Source organism: Adlercreutzia rubneri, assembly GCF_009755265.1.
Lineage (GTDB): Bacteria > Actinomycetota > Coriobacteriia > Coriobacteriales > Eggerthellaceae > Adlercreutzia > Adlercreutzia rubneri.
The window spans coordinates 50,428-72,368 of the sequence record NZ_WPOO01000015.1; the positions used below are offsets into that span (position 1 = coordinate 50,428).

The 21,941-nt window shown below is 66.9% G+C and carries 20 protein-coding genes; 19 read left to right on the plus strand and 1 reads right to left on the minus strand.

Annotated features, from left to right (window positions below; all coding sequences use genetic code 11):
• Positions 1–272: 272 nt before the first annotated feature.
• Together GO707_RS08895 and GO707_RS08900 are read left to right on the plus strand one after the other, a co-directional pair.
• The gene (locus tag GO707_RS08895) at positions 273–2,831 is read left to right on the plus strand and encodes a hybrid sensor histidine kinase/response regulator (protein WP_157012830.1); all 2,559 of its coding nucleotides are present in this window, start codon (positions 273–275) and stop codon (positions 2,829–2,831) included.
• On the plus strand, positions 2,828–4,144 hold the full coding sequence (locus GO707_RS08900) for an ABC transporter substrate-binding protein (RefSeq protein ID WP_157012831.1): 1,317 nt from the start codon (positions 2,828–2,830) through the stop codon (positions 4,142–4,144). Before GO707_RS08895 ends, GO707_RS08900 begins: the two co-directional genes overlap by 4 nt.
• Before the next feature lie 60 nt (positions 4,145–4,204).
• Here GO707_RS08900 and GO707_RS08905 read toward each other — a convergent pair whose 3' ends face one another.
• A complete protein-coding gene (locus GO707_RS08905) occupies positions 4,205–4,672 on the minus strand; it encodes a methylated-DNA--[protein]-cysteine S-methyltransferase (RefSeq protein WP_161128437.1) in 468 nt (155 codons plus the stop codon).
• Positions 4,673–4,857: 185 nt separating this feature from the next.
• Between GO707_RS08905 and rpe the strand changes: the two genes are divergently transcribed.
• The 17 genes from rpe to GO707_RS08990 form a co-directional block, all read left to right on the plus strand.
• Positions 4,858–5,568: a ribulose-phosphate 3-epimerase gene (gene rpe / locus GO707_RS08910; RefSeq protein ID WP_157012833.1), complete on the plus strand. Its 711-nt coding sequence runs from the start codon at positions 4,858–4,860 to the stop codon at positions 5,566–5,568.
• 17 nt (positions 5,569–5,585) lie between these two features.
• On the plus strand, positions 5,586–6,884 hold the full coding sequence (locus GO707_RS08915; protein WP_306506391.1) for a cysteine desulfurase family protein: 1,299 nt from the start codon (positions 5,586–5,588) through the stop codon (positions 6,882–6,884).
• Between the two features lie 9 nt (positions 6,885–6,893).
• Complete coding sequence (locus GO707_RS08920) at positions 6,894–7,709, plus strand: histidinol-phosphatase HisJ family protein (RefSeq protein WP_157012834.1); 816 nt, start codon at positions 6,894–6,896, stop codon at positions 7,707–7,709.
• Positions 7,710–7,762: 53 nt separating this feature from the next.
• Positions 7,763–8,671: a Nif3-like dinuclear metal center hexameric protein gene (locus GO707_RS08925; RefSeq protein ID WP_198161064.1), complete on the plus strand. Its 909-nt coding sequence runs from the start codon at positions 7,763–7,765 to the stop codon at positions 8,669–8,671.
• A gap of 89 nt (positions 8,672–8,760) precedes the next feature.
• Positions 8,761–9,477 carry a zinc ribbon domain-containing protein gene (locus GO707_RS08930; protein WP_157012835.1) on the plus strand — a complete coding sequence of 239 codons (717 nt, stop codon included), beginning with the start codon at positions 8,761–8,763 and terminating at the stop codon, positions 9,475–9,477.
• Between the two features lie 86 nt (positions 9,478–9,563).
• Positions 9,564–9,755 (plus strand): 50S ribosomal protein L28, encoded by a 192-nt coding sequence (gene rpmB / locus GO707_RS08935; protein WP_157012836.1) that lies wholly within the window; start codon positions 9,564–9,566, stop codon positions 9,753–9,755.
• A 326-nt stretch (positions 9,756–10,081) separates the two neighbouring features.
• Positions 10,082–10,429, plus strand: a complete 348-nt coding sequence (locus GO707_RS08940; protein ID WP_022739691.1) for an Asp23/Gls24 family envelope stress response protein — start codon at positions 10,082–10,084, stop codon at positions 10,427–10,429.
• A gap of 72 nt (positions 10,430–10,501) precedes the next feature.
• Entirely contained in the window at positions 10,502–12,136 is a 1,635-nt protein-coding gene (locus GO707_RS08945) for a DAK2 domain-containing protein (protein ID WP_157012837.1), read from the plus strand.
• Positions 12,137–12,327: 191 nt separating this feature from the next.
• Positions 12,328–14,511 (plus strand): ATP-dependent DNA helicase RecG, encoded by a 2,184-nt coding sequence (locus GO707_RS08950; RefSeq protein ID WP_157012838.1) that lies wholly within the window; start codon positions 12,328–12,330, stop codon positions 14,509–14,511.
• A gap of 125 nt (positions 14,512–14,636) precedes the next feature.
• Complete coding sequence (gene rsmD, locus GO707_RS08955; protein WP_114549625.1) at positions 14,637–15,221, plus strand: 16S rRNA (guanine(966)-N(2))-methyltransferase RsmD; 585 nt, start codon at positions 14,637–14,639, stop codon at positions 15,219–15,221.
• Positions 15,222–15,341: 120 nt separating this feature from the next.
• Complete coding sequence (locus GO707_RS08960) at positions 15,342–15,800, plus strand: ATP synthase subunit B family protein (protein ID WP_022739695.1); 459 nt, start codon at positions 15,342–15,344, stop codon at positions 15,798–15,800.
• A 214-nt stretch (positions 15,801–16,014) separates the two neighbouring features.
• Positions 16,015–16,572 carry a YceD family protein gene (locus GO707_RS08965; RefSeq protein ID WP_114549727.1) on the plus strand — a complete coding sequence of 186 codons (558 nt, stop codon included), beginning with the start codon at positions 16,015–16,017 and terminating at the stop codon, positions 16,570–16,572.
• Positions 16,573–16,708: 136 nt separating this feature from the next.
• Entirely contained in the window at positions 16,709–18,082 is a 1,374-nt protein-coding gene (locus GO707_RS08970; RefSeq protein ID WP_157012839.1) for a chloride channel protein, read from the plus strand.
• Positions 18,083–18,211: 129 nt separating this feature from the next.
• Positions 18,212–18,391, plus strand: a complete 180-nt coding sequence (rpmF, locus tag GO707_RS08975) for a 50S ribosomal protein L32 (protein WP_022739698.1) — start codon at positions 18,212–18,214, stop codon at positions 18,389–18,391.
• A gap of 227 nt (positions 18,392–18,618) precedes the next feature.
• Positions 18,619–19,677 (plus strand): phosphate acyltransferase PlsX, encoded by a 1,059-nt coding sequence (gene plsX, locus GO707_RS08980; protein ID WP_306506479.1) that lies wholly within the window; start codon positions 18,619–18,621, stop codon positions 19,675–19,677.
• Positions 19,674–20,546: a ribonuclease III gene (gene rnc, locus GO707_RS08985; RefSeq protein ID WP_114549725.1), complete on the plus strand. Its 873-nt coding sequence runs from the start codon at positions 19,674–19,676 to the stop codon at positions 20,544–20,546. The genes plsX and rnc overlap by 4 nt, the downstream gene beginning before the upstream one ends.
• Positions 20,547–20,552: 6 nt before the next feature.
• Positions 20,553–21,941, plus strand: a 1,389-nt coding sequence (locus GO707_RS08990) for a chromosome segregation SMC family protein (RefSeq protein WP_157012840.1), incomplete at its 3' end; no start/stop codon positions are given.

A 21,941-nucleotide genomic window follows, 5' to 3' on the forward strand; every position in this document is an offset into this window, starting at 1 on the left:
CCGTCGCACCGTCTCCTGCGTGAACCCTCCTCTCTCCTCTCTCAAAACCCTCGCGGCGGAAACGATTTCCATGCGCACGTTATCCCCTTCTCCTCCGTGCGTACTGAGCAAAGCTCCTCCGGTTCCCCTGCCGGAGGAGCTTTTTTATGGGCATCTCTTTGCGGCCGCGCCTCGTTTTCCCCTTGTCGTATGCCGTTTTCGCCTTGCAGTTTCCCCTCTGATGACGTACTGTTAAGCAAGCAAATTTCGAAGGGGAAGGGTGCGCCGCCGCTATGAAGACGACCGAGAACGCCGTCCGGGATCGGAAGGGCTTCGCGCGCCTGACCTTGGTCATCGTGCTCATCTTTGCGGTCATGGGGGCCTCTATCTGGGCCGTCTCGAAGAAGACCTCCGACGACATGGCCGATGCCGCCATTCTGAACCTCAACGAGAACTTGAACCTCATGGAAAGCACGGTGGAGGCCATTCAGGACAGCGAGGCGCAGTTCCAACGGCTTTTGGCCACCGAGCTGGCCGCTGCGGGCGATCCGGCCGCCGCTGTGGAGCGCTTGGGCAAAAGCGATGCCGCCGCGCTCATCTCCGTCGTGCCCCAGGGGGCCGACGTCGGCGTCTCCAACGACGGCGCCCCCTTCGATCCGGCGTCGCTCGATTTCAGCGGCGGGGGAGCCATCGGGGGGCTGCCCGTCTCCCAGGCCTATGTGAACGCCGAGGGCAGCTGGGCTTACACGGTGAAGTGTCCCATCGAGCGCGACGGCGTCCCCATCGCCGAGCTGTACACCGAGTACACCTTCGATGCCATCGACCAGTCGCTGCCCCAGGGCTTCTACGGCCAGCGGGCCGTGCTCTATCTCATGGACGCCGCCACGGAGCGCTTCGTGCTGAAGCCCGAGGGCATGGGCGAGCGTGATGCGGGGCATGTGAATCTGGAGGACTTCTACCGGGCCAACAACATCACTGACCCGGCCATTCTCGCCATGGTGGAAGACGGCATCGCGAACCGCGAGAACATCATGTTCGCCCATAAGGTGAAGGGCACTGAGGCCCTGTGCTATTTGTGGTCCATCGGAGATGGCACCACCTATCTGGTGGGCTATGTGCCCATGGAGGCCATCCAGCGCGAGGCCCAGGCGGTGAACGTCGCTCTGGTCATGGTGGCTTCCATCACGATTGCGGCCTTCTGCCTGTGCGTCATCCTCTACGGCTTCAACCGGCGCAAGCAGGCCCGGGCCCAGCGGGCACGGGAGGAGGAACGCGCGCTGCACGCCGAGCAGCTCGCCCAGGCGCTTCGGGCGGCCGAGGTGGCCAACGAGTCGAAGTCGGCCTTCCTTGCCAACATGTCCCACGACATCCGCACCCCTATGAACGCCGTGCTTGGCTTCACCACCATCATCGAGAAGGAGGCCGACAACCCCGCGAAGGTGCGCGACTGCGCCGGCAAGATCATGGCCTCGGGGCGCCATCTGCTCGACCTCATCAACGACGTGCTGGACATCTCGAAGATCGAGAGCGGCAAAGCGTCGCTCACCTTGGCGGAGTTCGATTTGGGCGACTCTCTGGCGGCGGCGGAATCCATCATCGCGCCCATGGCCCGGGACAAGGGGCAGACGTTCTGCGCGGAGATCCGCTCTGTCCGCCACGAGCGCCTCATCGGCGACGAGACGCACCTCAACCAAATTCTGCTGAACTTGCTGTCGAATGCCGTGAAGTACACCCCGGAGGGCGGTCGCATCTGGCTGCGCTTCATCGGGCTTCCGGCGCATTCCAACGCACTGGAGCATCTGCGCATCGAGGTTGAGGACGATGGCTACGGCATGACGCCGGAGTTCCTTAAGACCATCTTCGACTCGTTCACGCGCGCCGAGAACTCCACCACCAACAAAGTGCAGGGCACGGGGCTCGGCATGTCCATCACCAAGAGCCTCGTCGACCTCATGGGCGGTACCATCGAGGTGGAAAGCGAGGTGGGGAAGGGGTCGTTGTTCCGGGTCGATCTGGAGCTGCGCATCCCCGAGGAGCAGGCTGCCGGATACTTCTGGGAGCGCGCCGGCATCAAGGGCATGCTCGTGGCGGACGCCTCGCCTGCGGCGCACGGGGCCATCGCCGAGTTCATGGAGGGCACGGGCGTGGAAGTGGACGGGGCGGCCAGTGCCGATGCGGCTCGCAAGCTGGTGGAGGCGCGCGGCAGCTACGACGTGGTGCTCGTCGGCGTCCCGTGGCTTAATGACGCCGCCGTGCGCGCGGCCGACGACCTGCGGGCGAGCGCGGAGACGCCGCTTCTGTTCATGCTCGAGCACACCTTCGACCAAGACGACGATGTGGTGCTGCCGCAAGGCGCGGCGGTGCTGACCAAGCCCTTCTTCCCCTCCATGCTGAAGCAGAAGATCGAGACCGTGCGCGGCGTGGGCACTGACGAGGACGACGATCTGGCCCAGGTACTTTCCGGCAAGCACTTCCTCGCCGCCGAGGACAATTTCCTCAACGCCGGCATCCTCACGGATCTGCTGGAGATGGAGGGCGCCACGGTGGAGATCGTCGAGAACGGCAAGCTGGCCGTCGAGCGCTTCGAGCGCTGCGAGCCCGGCGAGTTCGACGCCATCCTCATGGACGTGCAGATGCCAGTCATGAACGGGCATGCGGCCGCCCAGGCCATCCGGGCGCTCGCGCGGGCGGATGCGGCGACTATTCCCATCTTCGCCATGACCGCCGATGCCTTCGTGGAAGACGAGAAGGCGGCGCTGGCCGCCGGCATGAACGCCCATGTGGCGAAGCCCTTGGAGATAGACGAGCTGCGGCGCGCCGTCGACCGCTTCGTCGAGAAAGGACGATCATGAGACCTATCGCGAGCAAGCGCGTCCGCAAGGGGGCCGTGGCAGTCGTCGCGCTCGTCGGCGCTCTGGTGCTCGGAGCCTGCAGCACCTCGGCGCCGGCGGAGAATTTGGCCGTGCAGGATGTCGACGAGGAGAGGACGGTGAACTTCTTCAGCCCCATGGAGAAGATCAGCCCCGACACCGAGAACACGGCCCGCACGGCCAGCGACCTGACGATCGCCATGGCGGAGGAGCGGCTCGGGCTCACGCTGGCCTATCACACCTACACGGCCGAGAACTACCAGGACAAGACCTACGACGAGGTGTGCCTGGAGCGGGCCCGCAATAATTCGGACGATCTGTACCTGCTGAACACCGACACCATCGTGACCCTCGGGTCGGAGGGGCACCTCGCCGACTTGTCGGGGCTTTCCTGCGCCCAGAACCTGCGGGAGGTGGTGCGCACGGCCAACACGGTCGACGGCAAGCTCGTGGCCATTCCCCAAGAGGTGGTGGCCTACGGCCTGTTCGTGAACAAGGATATCTTCGACGAATGCGAGCTTTCGCTGCCGAACACGCCCGAGGAGTTTCTGGAATGCTGCCGGGTTCTCAAAGAGAAGGGCTATGAGACGCCCGTCGGCGCCAACCGCTGGTGGCTGGAGACCTTCGTTTTCGCCCAGGCCTACGCCGATCTGTACAACGGAGGAGATGTGGCCGCCGAGGTGCAGGCTCTCAACGCCGGCGAGACCCGTTACAGCGACTACATGCGCCCCGGATTCGAGTTCTTGAAGACGCTGATCGGCCTCGGCTACGTCGACGCCGAGAACGCGCTGGTGAGCGAGGCCTTCGAGGGGGCCGGCGAGGGCGAGGACTTCATGGCGGGAACGTGCCCCATCGTCATGGCCTACTGGGGCGCGGCCAACACCGATACCGCCTACGGCAGCCCCTCATTCGATATGGAGGTTATCGGCTTCCCGAGCGCGCGCGGCCAGATGCCCGTGCTCTCCATGACCGGATGCGCCGTGGGCGAGCGGGCCGAGCACCGCGACGAGGCTCTCAAGGTGGTGGACGTCATCTGCTCGGACGAGGCCCTGCAGCTGTACGCCGAGACCAACCGCGTTATCTCGCCTTCGAAGAACGTGGAAGTGGATTGCGCCGAGCCGCTTCGCCCCTTGAACGATTTGGTGCAGGCCGATACCTACGTGCTCGCCTCGAACGCGGGTATGGACGTGGAACAGTGGGGCAATGTGTGCCTCATCGTGCGCGATTTGCTCGGTGGGGCGACCGTTGACGAGTGCATGGCGAAGCTGGACGCCCTGCAGGACGCGGCGGCCTGATCGACCTGTCCGCGCTCTCGGACGCTACGGGGTCTCGGCTTGCCCCGGCGCCTGGGAGCGCTACCTGGTGAGAGGCTGCTGCTCTAGTTTCAGGAGGGCGGCGTTGATGTCGTCGGTGGGCTTGCCGGTGGCGGTGACGATGCGGTGCGTTGGTACGAGCAGGGGAGTGGGGCAGGCGCGCAGGGCGGCTCCGACGGAGCGGAAGGAGCCGGGGCGGCCCAGGGTCTCGGCGAGGGCGCGGGCCGTGGTCGTGTGCCCGTAGGGGATGTTCGCCGCGGCCTTCCATACCTCCTGCTGGAAGGCGCTGCCCTCGGGGCGCATGGGAACGGTGAACGCCGATCGCTGGCCGGCGAGGTAGGCCATGATCTGGTTGGCGGCCTCGGTGGTGAGCGCTGTGGGCTGCCGGTCGCCGGGGAGGTTCTGCTCGCCGAAGCTGACGGCGGTTACGGCGGTGCCGTCGGCGGCGATGGTGACGGGCCCGAACTTCGTCGGATAGGTGAAGAAGGTGCTGCGAGTCGTGCTGGGCATGGGTGTCCTCGCTCTCGTCGGAAGGCGTCGGCGCCCCATCGGGGCGCGGGCGCATCTGCGGGGCCGGCCGTGGGCGTCGGGCCGCTCCGTGCAGGTTTGCCGCTGATGGCCATTATAGGCCGTCGGAGCACCGTCGTCGCGGTAGAATGTCGCCATCGGAAAGCCGCGAGATGAGGATGCGTCCTATGTACCAACCTGTGAAAATCGCCCCGTCTATCTTGTCCGCCGATTTCATGAACCTCGGGCAGGACATTCGCATGATCGAGGAGGGCGGCGCCGCCTTCGTCCATATCGACGTCATGGATGGCCACTTCGTGCCGAACCTCACCATGGGTGTGCCGCTCTTGAAGCAGCTCAAGCCCGCCACGAACCTTCTGTGCGACGTGCACCTCATGATCGACAATCCGCTGGACGAGCTGCCCTGGTTCATTGACGCCGGCGCCGACCTTTTGAACGTGCACGTGGAGGCGCTGGACGAGGCCGATCTGGCGCGGGCCATCGCCCAGATCCACGAGGCGGGCCTTCTGGCGGCGGCGGCCTTAAAGCCCAAGACGCCCGTGAGCGCGCTTTCGCCGGTCATCGCCGAGCTGGACATGGCGCTCGTCATGTCGGTGGAGCCGGGCTTTTCCGGGCAAAGCTACATCGCGGGGTCCGATTTGAAGGTGGCCGAGGTGGTGCAGATGGCGCGGGCGGCCGGCAACGAGGAGCTGCTCATCCAGGTGGATGGCGGCATCGGTCTGGCCACGGCGCCGCTTGTGGCCGCCGCCGGGGCTGATGTGCTCGTCTGCGGCAACGCCGTGTTCAAGGCCGACGACCCGCGGGCGGCCATTGGCGCCGTGAAGGGCGCGGCCGATGAGGCCCGCGAGGCTGCCTTGGCCCGTGGCCAATGGAATTAAGAGGAAGAAGAAGCGCGATGAGCAACACCGAGGAAAACCTTGCGGCCGTCGAGCGCGAATTGGCGGCCGATGTGGCCATGGCCGAGGGGCGCGCCGATGCCGAGGACGCCACCCTGCCCGAGCCGGCGGCGGGCTTCATCTACCTGGACTACGCCGCCACCGCCCCCCTGTGCGCCGAGGCGGCCGGTGCCATGGCGCCCTTCCAGGTGCCCGGGCCTGCGAACTTGGCCGTGAATGCCAATGCCAACGCCCTGTACGGGGTGGGGCGCGCCGCCTTCGACCTTCTGGAAAGCGCCCGGCGCCGCGCGGCCCGGGCCCTGGGCGCCCGGCGCCCCGATGAGATCGTCTTCACCTCCGGCGCCACCGAGGCCGACGACGCGGCCATCCTCGGCCTTGTGCAGGCGGCTGCCGAGCAGCGGCGCCTTACCGGCCAGAAGGACCGCGCCCTGCACGTCATCACCTCCGCCATCGAGCACGATGCCGTGCTCGCGCCCTGCCGGCGCCTCGAGGGCGAGGGCGTGCTCGTCACCTACCTGCGCCCCAACCGCCAGGGCTTCATCGAGGCCTCGTCGCTGGCCGAGGCGCTCACCGACGACACGGTGCTCGTCTCAGTGCAAGCGGCGAATTCCGAGGTGGGCGCCATCCAGCCCATCCGCGAGCTGGCGGCGCTGGCCCACGAGCGCGGCGCCCTCTTCCACACCGATGCCGTGCAGGCCCTGGGCAAGATGCCGCTCGATGTGCAGAAGCTCGGCGTGGATGCGGCTTCCTTCTCGGCCCACAAGATCGGCGGCCCCAAGGGCGTGGGCGCCCTGTACCTGAAGGCCCGCACTCCCTTCGCCCCCTACCTTTTGGGCGGCGGTCAGGAATCCGGTCGCCGCAGCGGCACCCAGAACGTCGCCGGCGTCACCGGCTTCGTCGCCGCCCTGGAGGCGGCCCAGGAAGCCGAGCCGGAGGAGTCCGCCCGCCTGCGCGCCCTGCGCGACCGCCTCTATGCGGCCATGGGCTCCATCGGCGGCATCCAGCCCACGGTGGAGGTGGATGCGGGCAGCCGCGACTTTCTCCCCAACATCGTCCACGGCCTGGCCGATGAGTGGGAGAGCGAGACCATGGTACTGCGCTTCGACCAGCTCGGCATCTGCGTCGCCGGCGGCAGCGCCTGCTCCAGCCACTCCCTGGAGCCGAGCCACGTCCTGCGCGCCATGGGCGTCACCGGAGATACGTCCTACAACGCCCTGCGCATCTCCATGGGAAGATACACCACCGAGGCCGATATAGCGGCCTTCGAGAAGGCATTAAAGAAGGTACTAAACTGGTAAAGGAAGAGTATGGAACTCGTAAACACCCATTGCCATTGCGTCTATTCCGGCCACGGCACCGGAAGCATCGCCGAGTACGCCGACGCCGCCGCGGCCGCCGGCCTCACCACCCTCGCCTTCACCGAGCACTTCCCGCTCTCTGCGGCCTTCGACCCGGACGAGTACCTCTCCATGAGGCCGCAGATGGTGAATGCCTACCTGGCCGAGATCGACGAGGCCCGCGCCCGGCACCCGCAGATCGAATTCGTCACCGGCACCGAGATGGACTACCTCGGCGCCTTGGAGGACCGCCAGCTCACCGAGGAGGCCCTGGCCCCCTTCCGCTTCCGCCTTCTTTCGGTGCACTTCATCGACGGCTGGGCCTTCGACGATCCCGATCAGAAGGCCCGTTGGAAGGAGCCCGGGGCGCCGGACGCCATCTGGCGGCGCTACGGCGAGCTGTGGTGCGAGGCGGCATCGAATGCGAGCCTGCCCTACGACGCCATGAGCCATCCGGATCTCGCGAAGAAGTTCGGCTATTACCCGAGTTTCAGCCTGGAGCGCCTCTACGACGAGATGGCCGAGGCGGCGCGCGCCGGCGGCCGCATGGTGGAGGTGAACACGTCGGGCGGCTACTACGCCTGCACCGAAATGTTCCCGGCCCCGGGGCTGCTCGCCGCTTTCTGCCGCGCCGGCGTGCCCTGCACCGTGGGCTGCGACTCCCACGACCCGGCCAACGTGGCCCGGGACATCGAGCGGGCCTACGGGCTCATGTACGAGGCGGGCTACAGAAGCGTTACCGTCCCGACAGCCACAGGCGACCGTCGAAGCATTACCATCGAATAGGGTGCGTCCGCGATAGGGCGCGCCGATTCCGTTCCAAGAAAGAAGCTGATCATATGGGATTGTTCAACAAGGCCGACAAGGCCAGCACTGAGGCTCTTTCCAAGCGGGGCGAGTCCCATCTCGCGCCGCGCACGTTCAACATGACCATCGGCGGCCTGGAGAAGGCGCTGCTGAAGGAGTTCCCGGCCGAGGATGCCGAGAAGTGGGACCGCACCGGGCTTCTGGTGGGGGAGCGCTCGCTGCCCGTGACCCGGGTGGCCGTGGCCCTGGACGCCACGCCGGGTGCTGTGGCCGCTGCCGCTGAGGCCGGGGCCAACGTGCTCCTCACCCATCATCCGGCGTTTCTCGAGGCCCCCGATGCCTTCGCGCCCGAGGCGAGCGCCCTGGAAAGCCCCGGGGCCGTGGTATGGGCCGCCATCCGCAACCAGGTGGCGCTCATGGATTTCCACACGGCGCTCGATGTGAGCCCGGCGGCGGCCCGGGTGCTGCCCGGTATGCTGGGGCTCAAGTTCACGCTGCGCTTCGCCGAGCCTTTGGAGGGCTCGCGGCGCAAGGGCTACGGGCAGATCTGCGAGGTGCCCGACAACGACGGCGAGCCCGAGGCCTTGGCGCGCCTGGCTGCCCGCTGCATGGCGGTCTTCGGCCGCGCGCCGCGGGTATGGGGCGCCCCCGATGCGCCGGTGCGCCGGGTCGTCACGGCCACGGGCTCGGCGGCCAGCCTCGCGCCGGCGCTTGTCGCGGCCGGGGTGGACGCCGTCGTCTGCGGCGAGATGAAGTACCACACCGCGCTGGAGCTGGCGGCGGCGCACGTGGCCGTCATCGAGCTCGGCCACGATGCGAGCGAGCTGCCCTTGGTGGCCGTGCTGGCCGAGGCGCTGGCCCGCGCCGGTGTCCCTGCCGAGGCGGTGACGCTTGTCGATCAGTCCGAGAACTGGTGGACGCCGGAGGCCGTCCGCGTCTAGTTGCGTAATTTTCTCCATTGCCCCTGCCCAAGATCTGGGTTTTCGCCTATTATTGTCAGGGAGAAAACAGAGATCGAAAGTGAGGTTCCATGGAGGCTACGCGCGACGATATCGAAGGTCTGTTCGAACTGCAGCGCATCGATCTCGAGATCAAGCGCCTGAGCAAGGAGCTGGACGAGCTGCACCAGCGCGGCATCATCGTGGCCGCCCGCGACAAGAAGGCCGCCATCGAGGCCAAATCCGAGCAGGTGGCCGAGCTCAAGCGCGCCACCACGAAGAAGATCACCCGCATCGACGACGAGGACGCGTCGCTTGCCAAGAAAGAGGCCGGCGTCCAGGCCGCCATCGACGCCGCTCACGGCGACTTCCGCAACGTGGAGGCCCGCACCAAGGAGCTGGCGGGCATCGTGCGCCGCCGCGCCACCATCGCCGAGGATCGCGCCGGGGTGGCCGCCGAGCTGGACAAGATCAGCGCCATGGAGGCCCAGATCTCGCTCGCCCTGGAGGAGATCGCCGCCAAGGAGCAGGAGGCCATCGACTCGTTCCAGAAGCAGGGGGGCGACCTCAAACTCGCCATCGCCAAGCTGGAAGCGGCTCGCGGCCAGGTGGAGGCGAAGGTCTCCCCGCAGCTATTGGACGTCTACAACCGCACGGCGGCCCGCTCCGGCGTGGCCATCGGCGTGCTCGACGGCAACCGCTGCGGCGCCTGCCGCACGGTCATCGACGGCGGCCGTCTTATCGATCTGCGCAACCAGGCACCGCTGGGTATGTGCCCCTCGTGCAAGCGTTTGCTGGTGATCGCATAATTTCTGTTGCCCTCACCGCGCGCGCTGTGCTATAGTTGGCGAGCTGTGTCCAAAACGAAACAACAAGCACTACGGAGTTGATATCAATGTCGAAGGTTTGCGAAGTTTGCGGTAAGCACCCGGTTGCCGGTCGTAGCATCAGCCACTCTCACCGTGTGAGCAACCGCGTGTTCCGTCCCAACATCCAGAAGATCACCATTCGCGACGCGAAGGGCCATGTCCGTCGCGCCAACGTGTGCACCTCCTGCATGAAGGCCGGAAAGGTGGAGCGCGCCTAGCAAGAGCGCTTCCGCTTTCTTTTCCAGAGAATCCAAAAGCCCGCCCTGCGGGCTTTCTCTGTTTTGGCACAAAGTTGACGACGCGAAGGAGGCGGGGCGGCCCGCGCGCAGGTTGCGCAGCGACTGGAACAGCCCAGTGAGCTGTTCCACCAAGCGAGCCATTGCTTGAGCACGGGTCGTCCCGCCTCCTTCGCGGCGCCCCCGGTGATGCGAGTTCGTTTGTGGAATATGGCCGACTGTCATCGGGGGGTAACGGCGGCGGAGTGTTCGTTGCGCTATACTCTTCTCGACTATGTATGCAAAGCTCAGCGGAAAGGATTTGTCCCATGAGTTCTACGATACCCGGCAACCTCCACGTTGCCAACGACGTGCTGGCCGATTTGGTCGGTAACGCCGCCATGGAATGCTACGGCGTGGTGGGGGTGTGCGCGCCCAACGCCGCCGACAGCATCGCCAAGATCCTGCCCGCCTCGCGCCTGCGCCGCGGCGTGGTGGTCAGCTCTCTGGAAGAGGGGGTGCACGTCGATCTGTACATCGTCGTGGAATACGGCACCAACATCGCCACGGTTTCCCGCAACCTCATCGACCAGGTCAGCTTCGCGCTGAAGGAGTACGCGCGCGTGCCGCTGGCCGGTGTGGATGTTCACGTCATGGATGTCAAGGTGCGCCGCTAAGGCTCATCGCGAGATGGGCTCAAGTGCCCGCCTGATGCGGGCAGCTCGCCCTTGAAGGAGAATTAACCCCTCATGTCTACTACGACTTACTCTTCCAATAACGTGCTGAACGCCGTGGCCGCCGCTGCCAAGGTTCTCGACGAGCGCAAGGAGGAAGTGAACCGCCTGAACGTGTTCCCGGTGCCCGACGGCGACACCGGCACGAACATGTCGCTCACCATCCAGTCGGTGGTGAGCAACGTGGCGAACCTTCCCATCGGTGCTCTGGGAGCCGATATCCGCAAGGCCATCACCACCGGTGCCCTCATGGGGGCGCGCGGCAACTCCGGCGTCATCACCTCCCAGATCTTGCGCGGCCTATGCGAGGGCAGCCAAAGCTTCGACGAGTTCGATGTCGAATCCATCGCCGCCTCCTTCGATCGCGCTCGCGAGGTGGCCTTCCAGGCCGTGCGCAAGCCGGTGGAAGGCACGATCCTCACGGTGCTGCGCGATTCCGCCGCCGCCGCCAAGGTGGCCGTCGAGCAGGAGCTTTCCATCCCCGAGGCCCTGGACGCCATCGTGGCCGAGGCCTACGCCTCGGTGCAGCGCACGCCCGACCTTCTGCCTGTGCTCAAGGAGCATGGTGTGGTGGACGCCGGCGGTTTCGGCCTGGCCATCCTCTTCGACGCCTTCACCGCGGCGCTGCTCGGGCGCTCCGGCACCATGGTCGACGAGATGTCCTTCGCCCGGGGGTCGCACCCCAAGGTGGAGATCGAGCAGGTGAACGACTGGGAGGGCTCCCAGTACCGCTACTGCAACGAGTTCCTCGTGGATTCCGATACCCTGGACAAGGATGCCGCGCTTGAGTTCCTCTCCACCATGGGCGACTGCGAGCTGTGCGTGGGCGAGGTGCCGAAGTTCAAGGTGCACGTGCACTCCGACCACCCCGATCAGGTGCTGAAGTATTTCCTCGATCACGGTCAGATCTCCGAGGTGTTCATCCACAACATGCAGATTCAGTCGGCCGAGCGCACCGAGAAGCTGGCCGCCGAGGAGCAGGCCGAGCGCAAGCCCCTGGGCTTTGTGGCCGTGGCCGCCGGTTCCGGCCAGGCGGAGATCCTGAAGAGCCTCGGAGTCGATGTCATCGTCTCTGGAGGCCAGACCATGAACCCCTCCACGAAGGATCTGCTGGACGCCGCAGGATCGGTGAACGCCGATGCGGTCATCATCCTGCCGAACAACTCGAACATCATCATGGCGGCCAACTCCGCCGCCGAGCTCTCTGAGACGCCCTGTGCCGTCGTGCCTACCAAATCGGTGCCCCAGGCCTTCTCGGCCCTGTTCGCCGTGGATGTGGATGCCTCCTTGGAAACGAACGTCGAGGAGATGACCGAGGCCGCCCAGGCCGTGAAGACCGGCGAGGTCACCTGGGCCACCCGCGACTCCAAGGACGCCGAGGGCAACCCCATCGCCGAGGGCGACGTCATCGGCATCGCCGACGGCTCCATCGAGACGGTGGACGATTCCATCGACGGCGCGGTGCTGACGCTGCTCGGCAAGATGGACGCCGAGGACGCCGATACCTGCACCATTTTGGCCGGCGAGGGCTATTCCGACGAGGATCTGGAGGCGCTCGTGGCGAAGATCGAGGAAGCCTACGACGAGCTGGAAGTTGACGCCCAGCGCGGCGAGCAACCCCTTTACCCCATTGTGTTCTCGGTTGAATAATCTGCTTGAAACTCTCCCGGGACGCGAGCTGGATGGCATGTTCAGTCGCTCAGACAGTCCTCGTTGGTATCGAAGGCGCCAGGGGCATCCTCTCCCCAACATAAGCCGCCTTCGATACCATCTGTGGAACTCGCTTGGTGAACACGCCGTCCATCTCGCGTTTGGCTCTGCCATAATAGAAGGAAGATAGTTTGCCCATTGATCGGGAAAAAGCTACGCTCTCGCTGGACGAGCCCGTGTCCCGGGTTCGTCTGGTGAGCCCTGCGCGGGCTGCGGCGCTCGAGAAGCTCGGTGTGTGCACGCTGCGCGATTTGCTGACACACTTTCCCCGATCCTACATCGACCTCTCGCAGGTGGAGACCTGCGGCACCGCTCGCATCGGGGAGGTCTGCACCATTCGCGGCACGGTGCACGAGATCAAGCTGAAGAAGCCCCGCTACAATCTCAAGCTCGTGGAGATCGCGCTCGTGGATGGCACGGGCATCCTTGTAGTCACCTGCTTTCGCCAGCCATGGCTGATGGATCAGGTGAAGGCGGGGGATGCGGTGGCCGTTTCGGGCAAGGTGACCTTCGACTACGGCTACAAGCGCATGACCAACCCCTTCATCGAGGTGATCGGGGAGGGGGAGGAGGTCACCGGCTCGGTGGTGCCGGTGCATCCGGCCACCGAGAAGCTCACGGCGGCCTGGGTGCGCCGCATCGTGGCCAACGGACTTACGGCCGCCGAAGGGCTTTTCGACCCGCTGCCTTTGGGGCTGCGCCTGCGCTACCGGCTCATGAGCCGCGGCGCCGCGCTGCGTGCCATCCATTTCCCGCGCACCATGGCAGAAGCCGACGAGGCGCGGCGGCGGCTCGTCTATGAGGAGCTTTTGTACCTGGAGCTGTTCCTCATGCAGGAGGGCGCGGCCCGCAGCGCTGGATGCGTGCCCCACGCCCATGTGGTGGACGGCCCGCGGCTTGGTGCCTTCGCCGCCTCGCTTCCCTTCGAGCTCACCGGCGAGCAGCAGCGGGCGCGCGACGAGATTCTTGCCGCCCTGGCGGCGCCGACGGTGGCCAACCACATGCTTTTGGGAGACGTGGGCACCGGCAAGACCGTCGTTGCCGGCCACGCCCTGGCCGCCGCCGCCGACTCCGAGGGGCAGGCCATGCTCCTCGCGCCCACCGAGGTGCTCGCCCGCCAGCACATGGAGGGCCTGGGAGAGCGCTTGGAAGGCGCCGGGGTGCGCGTCGCCCTGCTCACGGGCTCCACGGCCGCCGCCGAGCGGGCCGCCATTGTGGAAGGCTTCGCCTCCGGGCAGGTGGATGTACTCATCGGCACCCATGCGCTGCTCTCCGACGACGTCGTGCCGCGCAACCTCACCCTGGCGGTCATCGACGAGCAGCAGCGCTTCGGCGTAGACCAGCGGGCGAAGCTGCTGGAGAAGGGCGAGGCACCCGACGCGCTGTACCTGACGGCCACGCCCATCCCGCGCACCTTGGCGCTCGCGCTCTACGGCAATCTCACCTTGTCCTACATCAAGCACCGCCCCCACGACAGCGCGCGGCGCACGACGCGGGTGCTCTCCCGCGAACAGCAGGGAGACGCCTTCGAGGCGGCCCGCGAGGCGCTCGGCCGCGGCGAGCAGGTCTTCGTCGTCTGCCCGCTCGTGGGCAAGGACGCCGAGGCGCGTGACGCGAAGGCGGCCGGCCGGACGCGAGATGCCGACGCCGCGGGGGAGGAGTACCACCCGGCCGTGGCCATCGAGGACGATGCCGACTTGTCCGGCGACGACGTGACGGCGGCTACTCGCGAGGCCGAGATGCTGCAGCGCACCACCTTCGCCGACTGGACGGTGGAGCTGCTTCACGGCGGCATGGGCGCTGAGGCCAAGCGCGAGGTCATGGAGCAGTTCCGCAAAGGCGAGGTCCAGGTGCTCGTGGCCACGACGGTCATCGAGGTGGGCGTCGATGTTCCCAACGCCACGGTCATGATCGTCCAGGACGCCGACCGCTTTGGACTCGCCCAGCTGCACCAGCTGCGCGGGCGCGTGGGCCGCGGCGAGAAGGCGGCCGAGGTGTTCCTCGTCTCCGCTTCCCAGCGCGAGGAGTCGCTCGCACGTCTGGCGGCCATGGAGAGCACCGACGACGGCTTCGAGTTGGCCGCCTTCGACCTGTCGCTGCGCCGCGAGGGCGATATCCTCGGGAACCGCCAGCACGGCGCCAGCGGGCTGAAGCTCGTGAACATCATGCGCGACGGCGCCGTCATCGAGGCCGCCCGCGCCGACGCCCAGGCCCTTCTGGAGGTGGATCCGAACTTGGAGGAGCCCGACCACGTCGCCCTGGCTCGCGAGGTTCGCCTCGCCTTCGCCCACGAATCCGCCATCGTCGGCGGGTAGCCTCCGCTCTAACCCCTTCGGAGCGGTCGCAACCGCTCCTGAACCCAGCGACTGCGGTCGCCCGTCCGACCCGACCCGTAGGGGGCGACCTTGGTCGCCCCTCCTCAAGCAAGAAGGAGACACCAATGCGCATCATCGCCGGAGAATTCCGGGGCCGCAAGCTGGACGCCCCCAGAGGCGACGGCACCCGCCCCACCACCGACCGCGTCCGCGAGTCGCTCATGAGCGCGCTCGTTTCCCTGCGCGACGGCCTCGACGGCGCGGTGGTGCTGGACGCCTTCGCGGGTTCGGGGGCCCTGTCCCTGGAGGCTCTTTCCCGCGGCGCCGATACGGCCGTGCTCTGCGAGCGCGACCGGGACGCCGCTGCCGTCATCGAGCGCAACATCACCGCCCTGCGCCTCGGTCACGATCGGGCGCGCCTCGTGCGCGGCGATGTCCTCAAGCGCGGTGCGGCGGCGCCCGGGCGTCCCTTCGACCTCGTCTTCCTCGATCCTCCCTACGCCACCGATCCGGCGGAGATCCTAGGCCTCCTCGGCCGCCTCGGCGACGCAGGCGCCCTGGCCCGTGACCTCATTGTCAGCTACGAACACGACGCCTCCGACGACGATGCCGTGGAGGCGCTGGCCGAAACGTCCGGATACGAAATAGCCTCCCGCCGCCACTTCGGCGACACCACCCTCGATCTTTTGGAGCGTTTGTGCACGGAATGAGGGGGGTATTCCATAGTTTTTCCATCATGGTAGAATGGTAAAACTTAGCGTGCACGACGTCTGTCCGCGCGTGTCCAAATGGGGCCGCGGGGCGATGCGATATAGTCAGGAAGGAACAACATGGACGAAACCGGAGTACTTGGGCTGCTCGAAGAGCTCTCGATCCTCTTGGAGGACTCGAAGCCGGTCTTCGGCAAGAACAACCTTCGCCAGGTCGATATCGCCGCCGCCTTCGACATCATGGACGAGATTCGCGATCTGTTCCCGGCGGAGTTCTCCCAGGCCCGCCAGATCGTGCGCGAGCGCCAGAGCCTTCTGGACGACGCCGAGGTCGAGGCCAACCGCATGATCGAGGATGCCCGCAGCCAGGCCATCACCATCGCCTCCGAGCAGGAGATCGTGCGCATCTCCCAGCAGCAGGCCGACACCATTCTGGCCGATGCCCGCGAGCTGGAGCGCCAGACCCGCGCCGGCGCCGAGGACTACGCCGACGAGGTGTTCGGGCACATCGAGCAGAGCCTCGACACGCTGCTGAACAACACGCGCCGTTGCCGCGATCGCCTGAACGCCGCCCGCTAGGCTGCGTGGCGCCAGTAAGCAAGTAAGTGACGAAGGCGCGCCGTCTGTGGCGCGTCTTCTTTTTTGGAAGTAAATGCCACTTCGACCTAGAAATGGCATGTGACGATGCCACCTCATGGCCGAAATGGCACGATTTGAGTCAAAAAGGGCCGTTTTCGTGACGGCTCGCATGCCATTTCGGGGTCGAAGTGGCATTTACGGAAAGGAAATTGAAATGGCTACGGATGCCACGGCGATTATCGCCATTCCCGAGGCGCTGCTGGAGACGGCGGCGACCCGGCATTTCGAAGGAACGCTCGATCTGGCCGAGCTGGCCGCCGGCCCCGACACCTACACCTTCGCCGCGCCCGTCACCTGGTCGGTGGAGGCCACCAACACCGGCGACGCCATCCTCATCCAGGGAACGGCCGCGGGCGACGCCACGACCCAGTGCGCCCGCTGCTTGGAGGACGTGACCTACGGCTTGGAGGGTGATATCGAGGGGTACTTCCTCATCGGCGGCGAGGAGGAAGCGGAGACACCGGAGGATATGGAAGGCGACGAGTTCGACTTCCTGCCTGACAACCGCAAGATCGATCTGGTGCCGCTCATCGTGGCGGCCCTGCTGCTCGAGGTGCCGCTCGTGCCCCTGTGCGACGACGACTGCAAGGGGCTGTGCCCCCAGTGCGGCGCCAACCTGAACGAGGGGCCCTGCGGCTGCTCCCGCGACGAGGCGGACGTGGAGGCGAGCCCGTTCGCGGCCCTCAAGAACTTCGACTTCGGCGACAAGTAGAAGATCCGGTCCATAACGGCTTTTCAACGAAGGGCGGCGCGGCGGAAACGCTTCGCCGCCCTTCGGGCTATGAGTGCGAAAGGTCGTCTAAAGTTGTCCCGTACGGTTCGGATGCGTGGGAGCGAGGAGGCATGCGGTGAAAGGGGCAGCGAGAGCGCAGGTGCTGCGCCACGGGGTGTTCGTCGTGGCCGTCGGTGTCGTGGGGGCGGCGGCCTCGGTGGTGCTGTGCCTCGTTGTCGGCTGGGCCTACGATCTCGTTTGCGCCCATGGCTGGCTGCTGTACCTTCTGCCCATTTTCGCGGTGGCGAGCCTTCTGCTGTACCGCGCCCTGAAGCTTCCGCTGGACATCACGACGCACACGGTGATAAACGATATCTGCGCCGATCGCCCCATCTCGCCCGCGCTCGCCCCGGGCATTCTGCTCGGCACGGCGGTTTCTATTCTCGGAGGCGCCTCGGTGGGCAAGGAGGCGGCCGCCCTGCACATGGGGGCCTCGCTGGGCGACCTTGTCGCGCGCCCTTTGAATCTGCGGCCCATGACGGGGGTTTGGAAGGGCGAAAGCCATGCCGACGGCGCAGGTGGCGCGGACGGCGGTGACGGCGCGGTTGGGAGCGCGGGCGCAAGCAAAGGCGCGGCCGGAGGCGCAGGCAGCGGCGGAGGCGCCAGCGGCGGCGTGCACGCCTATGCCGCCTCCTGCGGCATGGCCGCGTGCTTCGCGGCGCTGTTCTTCGCGCCCTTGGGATCGACGGCCTTCGTCATCGAGCTCTCCCGCTACGACCGCTCGGTTTGGCGGCATGCGCCCTTCATGCTGCTGGCGTGCTTCGTGGCCTTCGGCCTGGCGAGCATCATCGGCATCGGCGATGTCATTCCCAAGGTGCCGCTGCCTGCGCTGTCATGGCCCGTTGTCGGCCAATGCGTCGTGATCGCCGTCGCCTGCGCGCTGGTGGGAACCGTCTACATTCAAATCATCGACGGCGCCCAGCGCCTCACCAAGCGCATCTCGCAAAACTACTATCTGTGGGCAGCCCTGGGCGGCGTGCTCATGGCGGTGCTGGTCACGCTGTTCGATTGGCGCGGGTTCGAGGGCACGGGCGCCAACCTGCTCTCCGACGCGCTCGCCGGCCGCGCCGGCGGATGGACCTTCGCCGTGAAAGCGCTGCTCACCATCGTGTGCCTCGGGCTTTGGCTGCGCGGCGGCGAGATCATGCCTACCTTCACCGTGGGCGCGCTGCTCGGCGCGAGCTGCACGGTCATGACCCAGGGCGATCCGGCCTTCTCAGCGGCTGTGGGGCTCGTCGCCTTCTTCGCCGCCATGAGCCGCTGCCCGGTGACCGCCTTCCTCATGGGCTGCGAGATTTTCGGCTGGGCCGGCGCTCCCGCGTTCGCTTTGGCCGTGGCCGTCTCCTTCTCCCTCGGCCGCGATGTGGGATTGTACGGACGTGGGGCCACTGGCATTCTGAAGCGCGCGACTTCGGCGGCGCGGGCGCGCCTTGTCGTGAAGAAGCCGTGACCGCTGGCGAATTCGTGGGAAATTGCCCTTGCGGGGCCGCGTGCGGTTGGGTATCATATCAGATCGTGCGTTTACAGAAGAAGTTGTGAACGGCACCCGCTGTTCCCAGCTATAGAAGGAGTAATCGAGATGGCAGTACCTAAGCGCAAAATGGGCCGTGCCCGTACCCACGCCCGTCGCAGCACCAACGACAAGATCGCGGCTCCCGCCCGCTCCATTTGCCCCCAGTGCGGCGAGGTGAAGCTTCCTCACCGCGTGTGCGGCAACTGTGGCTACTATCGCGACCGCGAGGTCATCGAGACCGAGTAGCTTTTGTGCGTGACGGTCGCGGAGGCGCCAGGTAGTCTCCGCGATGTCGGCAAAGCCTCCTCGCATGCCAAGCTGGATAAGCCTGGTCTGCCAGGGGGCTTTTTGGCTATAGGCCCGTGCCTCCGACCGTGTCCGCAGGCTGTGCGGATAGGGCCGGATGCGCAGTGCCCGTGCAACGAAAGACCCTGCCGCCCCGGGCGGCGCATCGTTTTGAGGAGATACGCAACGTGGCAGAACCAGTAACAATCGCCGTGGACGTCATGGGCGGTGACCGCGGCCCGGCCGTGGTGCTGCGCGGTGCCCTGCAGGCCCTTGAGGCCGATCCCGACTTGAGGCTCACGCTCGTCGGGCCGGCCGAGGAGGTGGAGCCCTTCGCCGCCGTTCACGATCGGGCGACGGCGCAGGTGGCCACCGAGGTCATCGAGATGGGGGAGCATCCGGCCGGCGCCGTGCGCGCCAAGAAGGACTCCTCCATCGTCGTGGGCTGCCGGCTCGTGAAGGAGGGCGCCGCCGATGGCTTCTTCTCCGCCGGTTCCACCGGCGCCTGCCTGGCCGCGGCCACGCTCGTCGTCGGGCGCATCAAAGGCGTGAAGCGCCCGGCCTTGGGCCAGGTCATTCCGGCTTGGGCCCGTCCGACCCTGCTCATCGACGTGGGAGCCAACGCCGACTGCAAGCCGGAGTACCTCGTGCAGTTCGCCCAGATGGGCGAGGTGTACATGAACGCCATCATGGGGGTGGAGCGCCCGAAGGTCGGTCTTCTGAATATCGGCGAGGAGGACACCAAGGGAGACCTGTTCGCCCAGGAGGCCCACCGTCTGCTGTCCGAGACCGTCCCCGCCTTCGCCGGAAACTGCGAGGGGGGCGACCTCATGGCGGGCGACTTCGACGTGGTGGTCACCGACGGGTTCACCGGCAACGTCTGCCTGAAGACCATCGAGGGCACGGCCAAGACGCTCATGCGGAACCTGAAGGCCGCGCTCATGTCCACGGCGCTTTCCAAAGTGGGGGCGCTGCTCGTGAAGGGCCCGCTTGGCGCGCTTAAAGAGAAGATGTCGCCGGACACCTACGGCGGCACGCCGCTGCTCGGTGTCAAAGGCGCCGTCATCGTGGGGCACGGCTCCTCCAACGAGACGGCCGTGAAGAACGGCATCGCCGTGGCCGCCGCCACGGTGCGCGCCCATGTGCCGGAGGTCATCGCCGAGCGCGTGGCCGCCGCGCCCGCGTCGGCTTCCGCGGCCGTTGGTGCCGAGGAGGAGGGGGAGGCCGCCGCCTCGGATGCCCGATGAGCCTCACCGCAGAACAGCAGACCAAGCTCGAGCGCGCCCAGAAGATTGTGGGCCGCACCTTCGAGAACACCCAGTACCTGCTCTCGGCCATCACTCATCCTTCCGCCACCGAGGGTCGGGCCGTGAAGTTCTCCTACGAGCGCTTGGAGTTCCTCGGCGATTCCATTCTGGGGGCCTTGGTGGCCAACGCCGCCTTCCATCAGTTCCCCGAACTGGACGAGGGCGGCCTCACGCGCATCAAGGTGGCCCTCGTCTCCGGCGCGAGCCTGTCGGAGGTGGCCGAGAAACTCGGGTTCGCCGACGTCATCGTGTTCGGCTCATCGGAGACCGGCACGGGCCGGCGCGGGCTGCACTCGGCGCTCGAGAACGTCTACGAGGCCGTGGTGGCGGCACTGTTCCTCGACGGCGGCATCGATGCGGCGTGGGCCTTCGTCGATCGCACGCTCATGCCCAAGATGTCGCTGGATCTCGCGCGCGAGCCGGAGAATCCCAAGAGCGCCCTGCAGGAGAAGCTGCAGGAGGGCGGCATCACGCCCACCTATCGGTTGGTGGAGACCCAAGGGCCGCCCCACGACCGCACCTTCGTCGCCCAGGTGTACGCCGGCGACAAGGGGCTCGCGCAGGGTGTCGGCCGCACGAAGAAGGAGGCCGAGAGCCAGGCGGCAAAATCCACGCTCGCGCGCCTCTCCGAGTTCTTCGGCATCGGCATGACCGAGGAGCAGGCCGCCGAGAAAGCGGCCGAGAAGGCGGCGCGCGCCGAGGAGAAGGCCGCCACGAAGGCGGCGCGGGTCGCCGAGCGCGAGGCTGCGGCCGCCGCGAAGGCCGCCGCGAGGGCCGAGCGCGCCGCCGCCAAGAAGAAGCAGGATTAGGCGCCCATGTATCTGAAATCTCTCGTTCTCAAGGGCTTCAAATCCTTCGCCGACCGCAGCGCGCTCACGCTGGAGCCGGGCATCACCGCCGTGGTGGGTCCCAATGGGTCGGGCAAGTCGAACATCTCGGACGCTGTTCTGTGGGTGCTCGGCGAGCGCAACGCCAAGAACCTGCGCGGCCAGGCCATGGAGGACGTCATCTTCGCCGGCTCCTCGGCGCGCAAGGCCTCCGGTCTCGCCGAGGTCGATCTCGTGCTCGACAATTCCGACGGCACGCTGCCGGTGGATTTCGACGAGGTGGCCATCACCCGGCGCATGTACCGCAACGGCGAGAGCGAGTACCTCATCAACGGCACCGTGGCCCGGCGCATGGACGTGTTGGACATCCTGCACGACTCGGGCCTGGGCACCGGCACCCATTCCATCATCTCCCAGGGCTCGCTCGACTCCATCCTGCAGAGCAAGCCGGAGGATCGCCGCGCGCTCATCGAGGAGGCCGCCGGCGTTCTCAAACACAAGCAGCGCAAGGCGAAAAGCGAGCGGAAGCTGGCGAACATGGACCAGCACCTTTTGCGCGCCCGCGACGTGGTGGGGGAGGTGGCCCGGCAGCTGGGGCCGCTCGAGCGCAAGGCCAAGAAGGCGCGCACCTACCAGGAGCTCGCGGTGCAGCAGGCGGAACTGGCGCTATCGCTGGCGGTGGACGATTTGCGGGGGCTTCAGAAGGAGTGGGATGCGGCCAAGGCGCGGGAGGCGGCGCTTGCCGCCGAGCTGGAGGAGCGAAGGGGCGCCATCCAGGAGGCCGAGGCCGCTGTAGAGGCGCTGCAGGAGCGCATCCGCCAGCAGACGCTGGACGCCGGCGACCTGTCGCGGCGCCATCGCGCGGCGGCGACGGTCGTCGAGCGCTTCGACTCCGCGGCCATGATGCTGCGCGAGCGGCGTCGGGCCGCCACGGCCCGGGCCGGCGAGCTGGAGCTTTCCATCGAAGCCAATGCCGTGAAGGCCGACGAGGCGGCATCCGAACTCGCGCGCGCGACGGCCCAGTACGAGGAGGCGGCCGCCGAGCTGGACGCGGCTAAGAAGAAGGTGTCGGATCTGGATGCGGTGTACCGCGATTTGGGAGTGCGCCGCGGCTCGCTGGAGCGTGAGCTTTCCGCCCTTTCCAAGGACACCGAGAAGATGACCGCCGAGCGCGAGACGGCGCGCCGCCGTCATGCCGAGAACACCGAGGCGCTCTCCCACGGGCTTGCCCACGTGCAGGTGGTGGAGGGGCGCGCCGCCGAGCTGGCGCTCGAGCTCGCGCGCGCCCAGGAGGAGGCCGAGCGCGCGGCGGCCGGGGCCGCCGAGGCCGATGGCGAGCTTTCCGCGCTGGTGGCGGACGAGGCGGCGGCCCCGGCC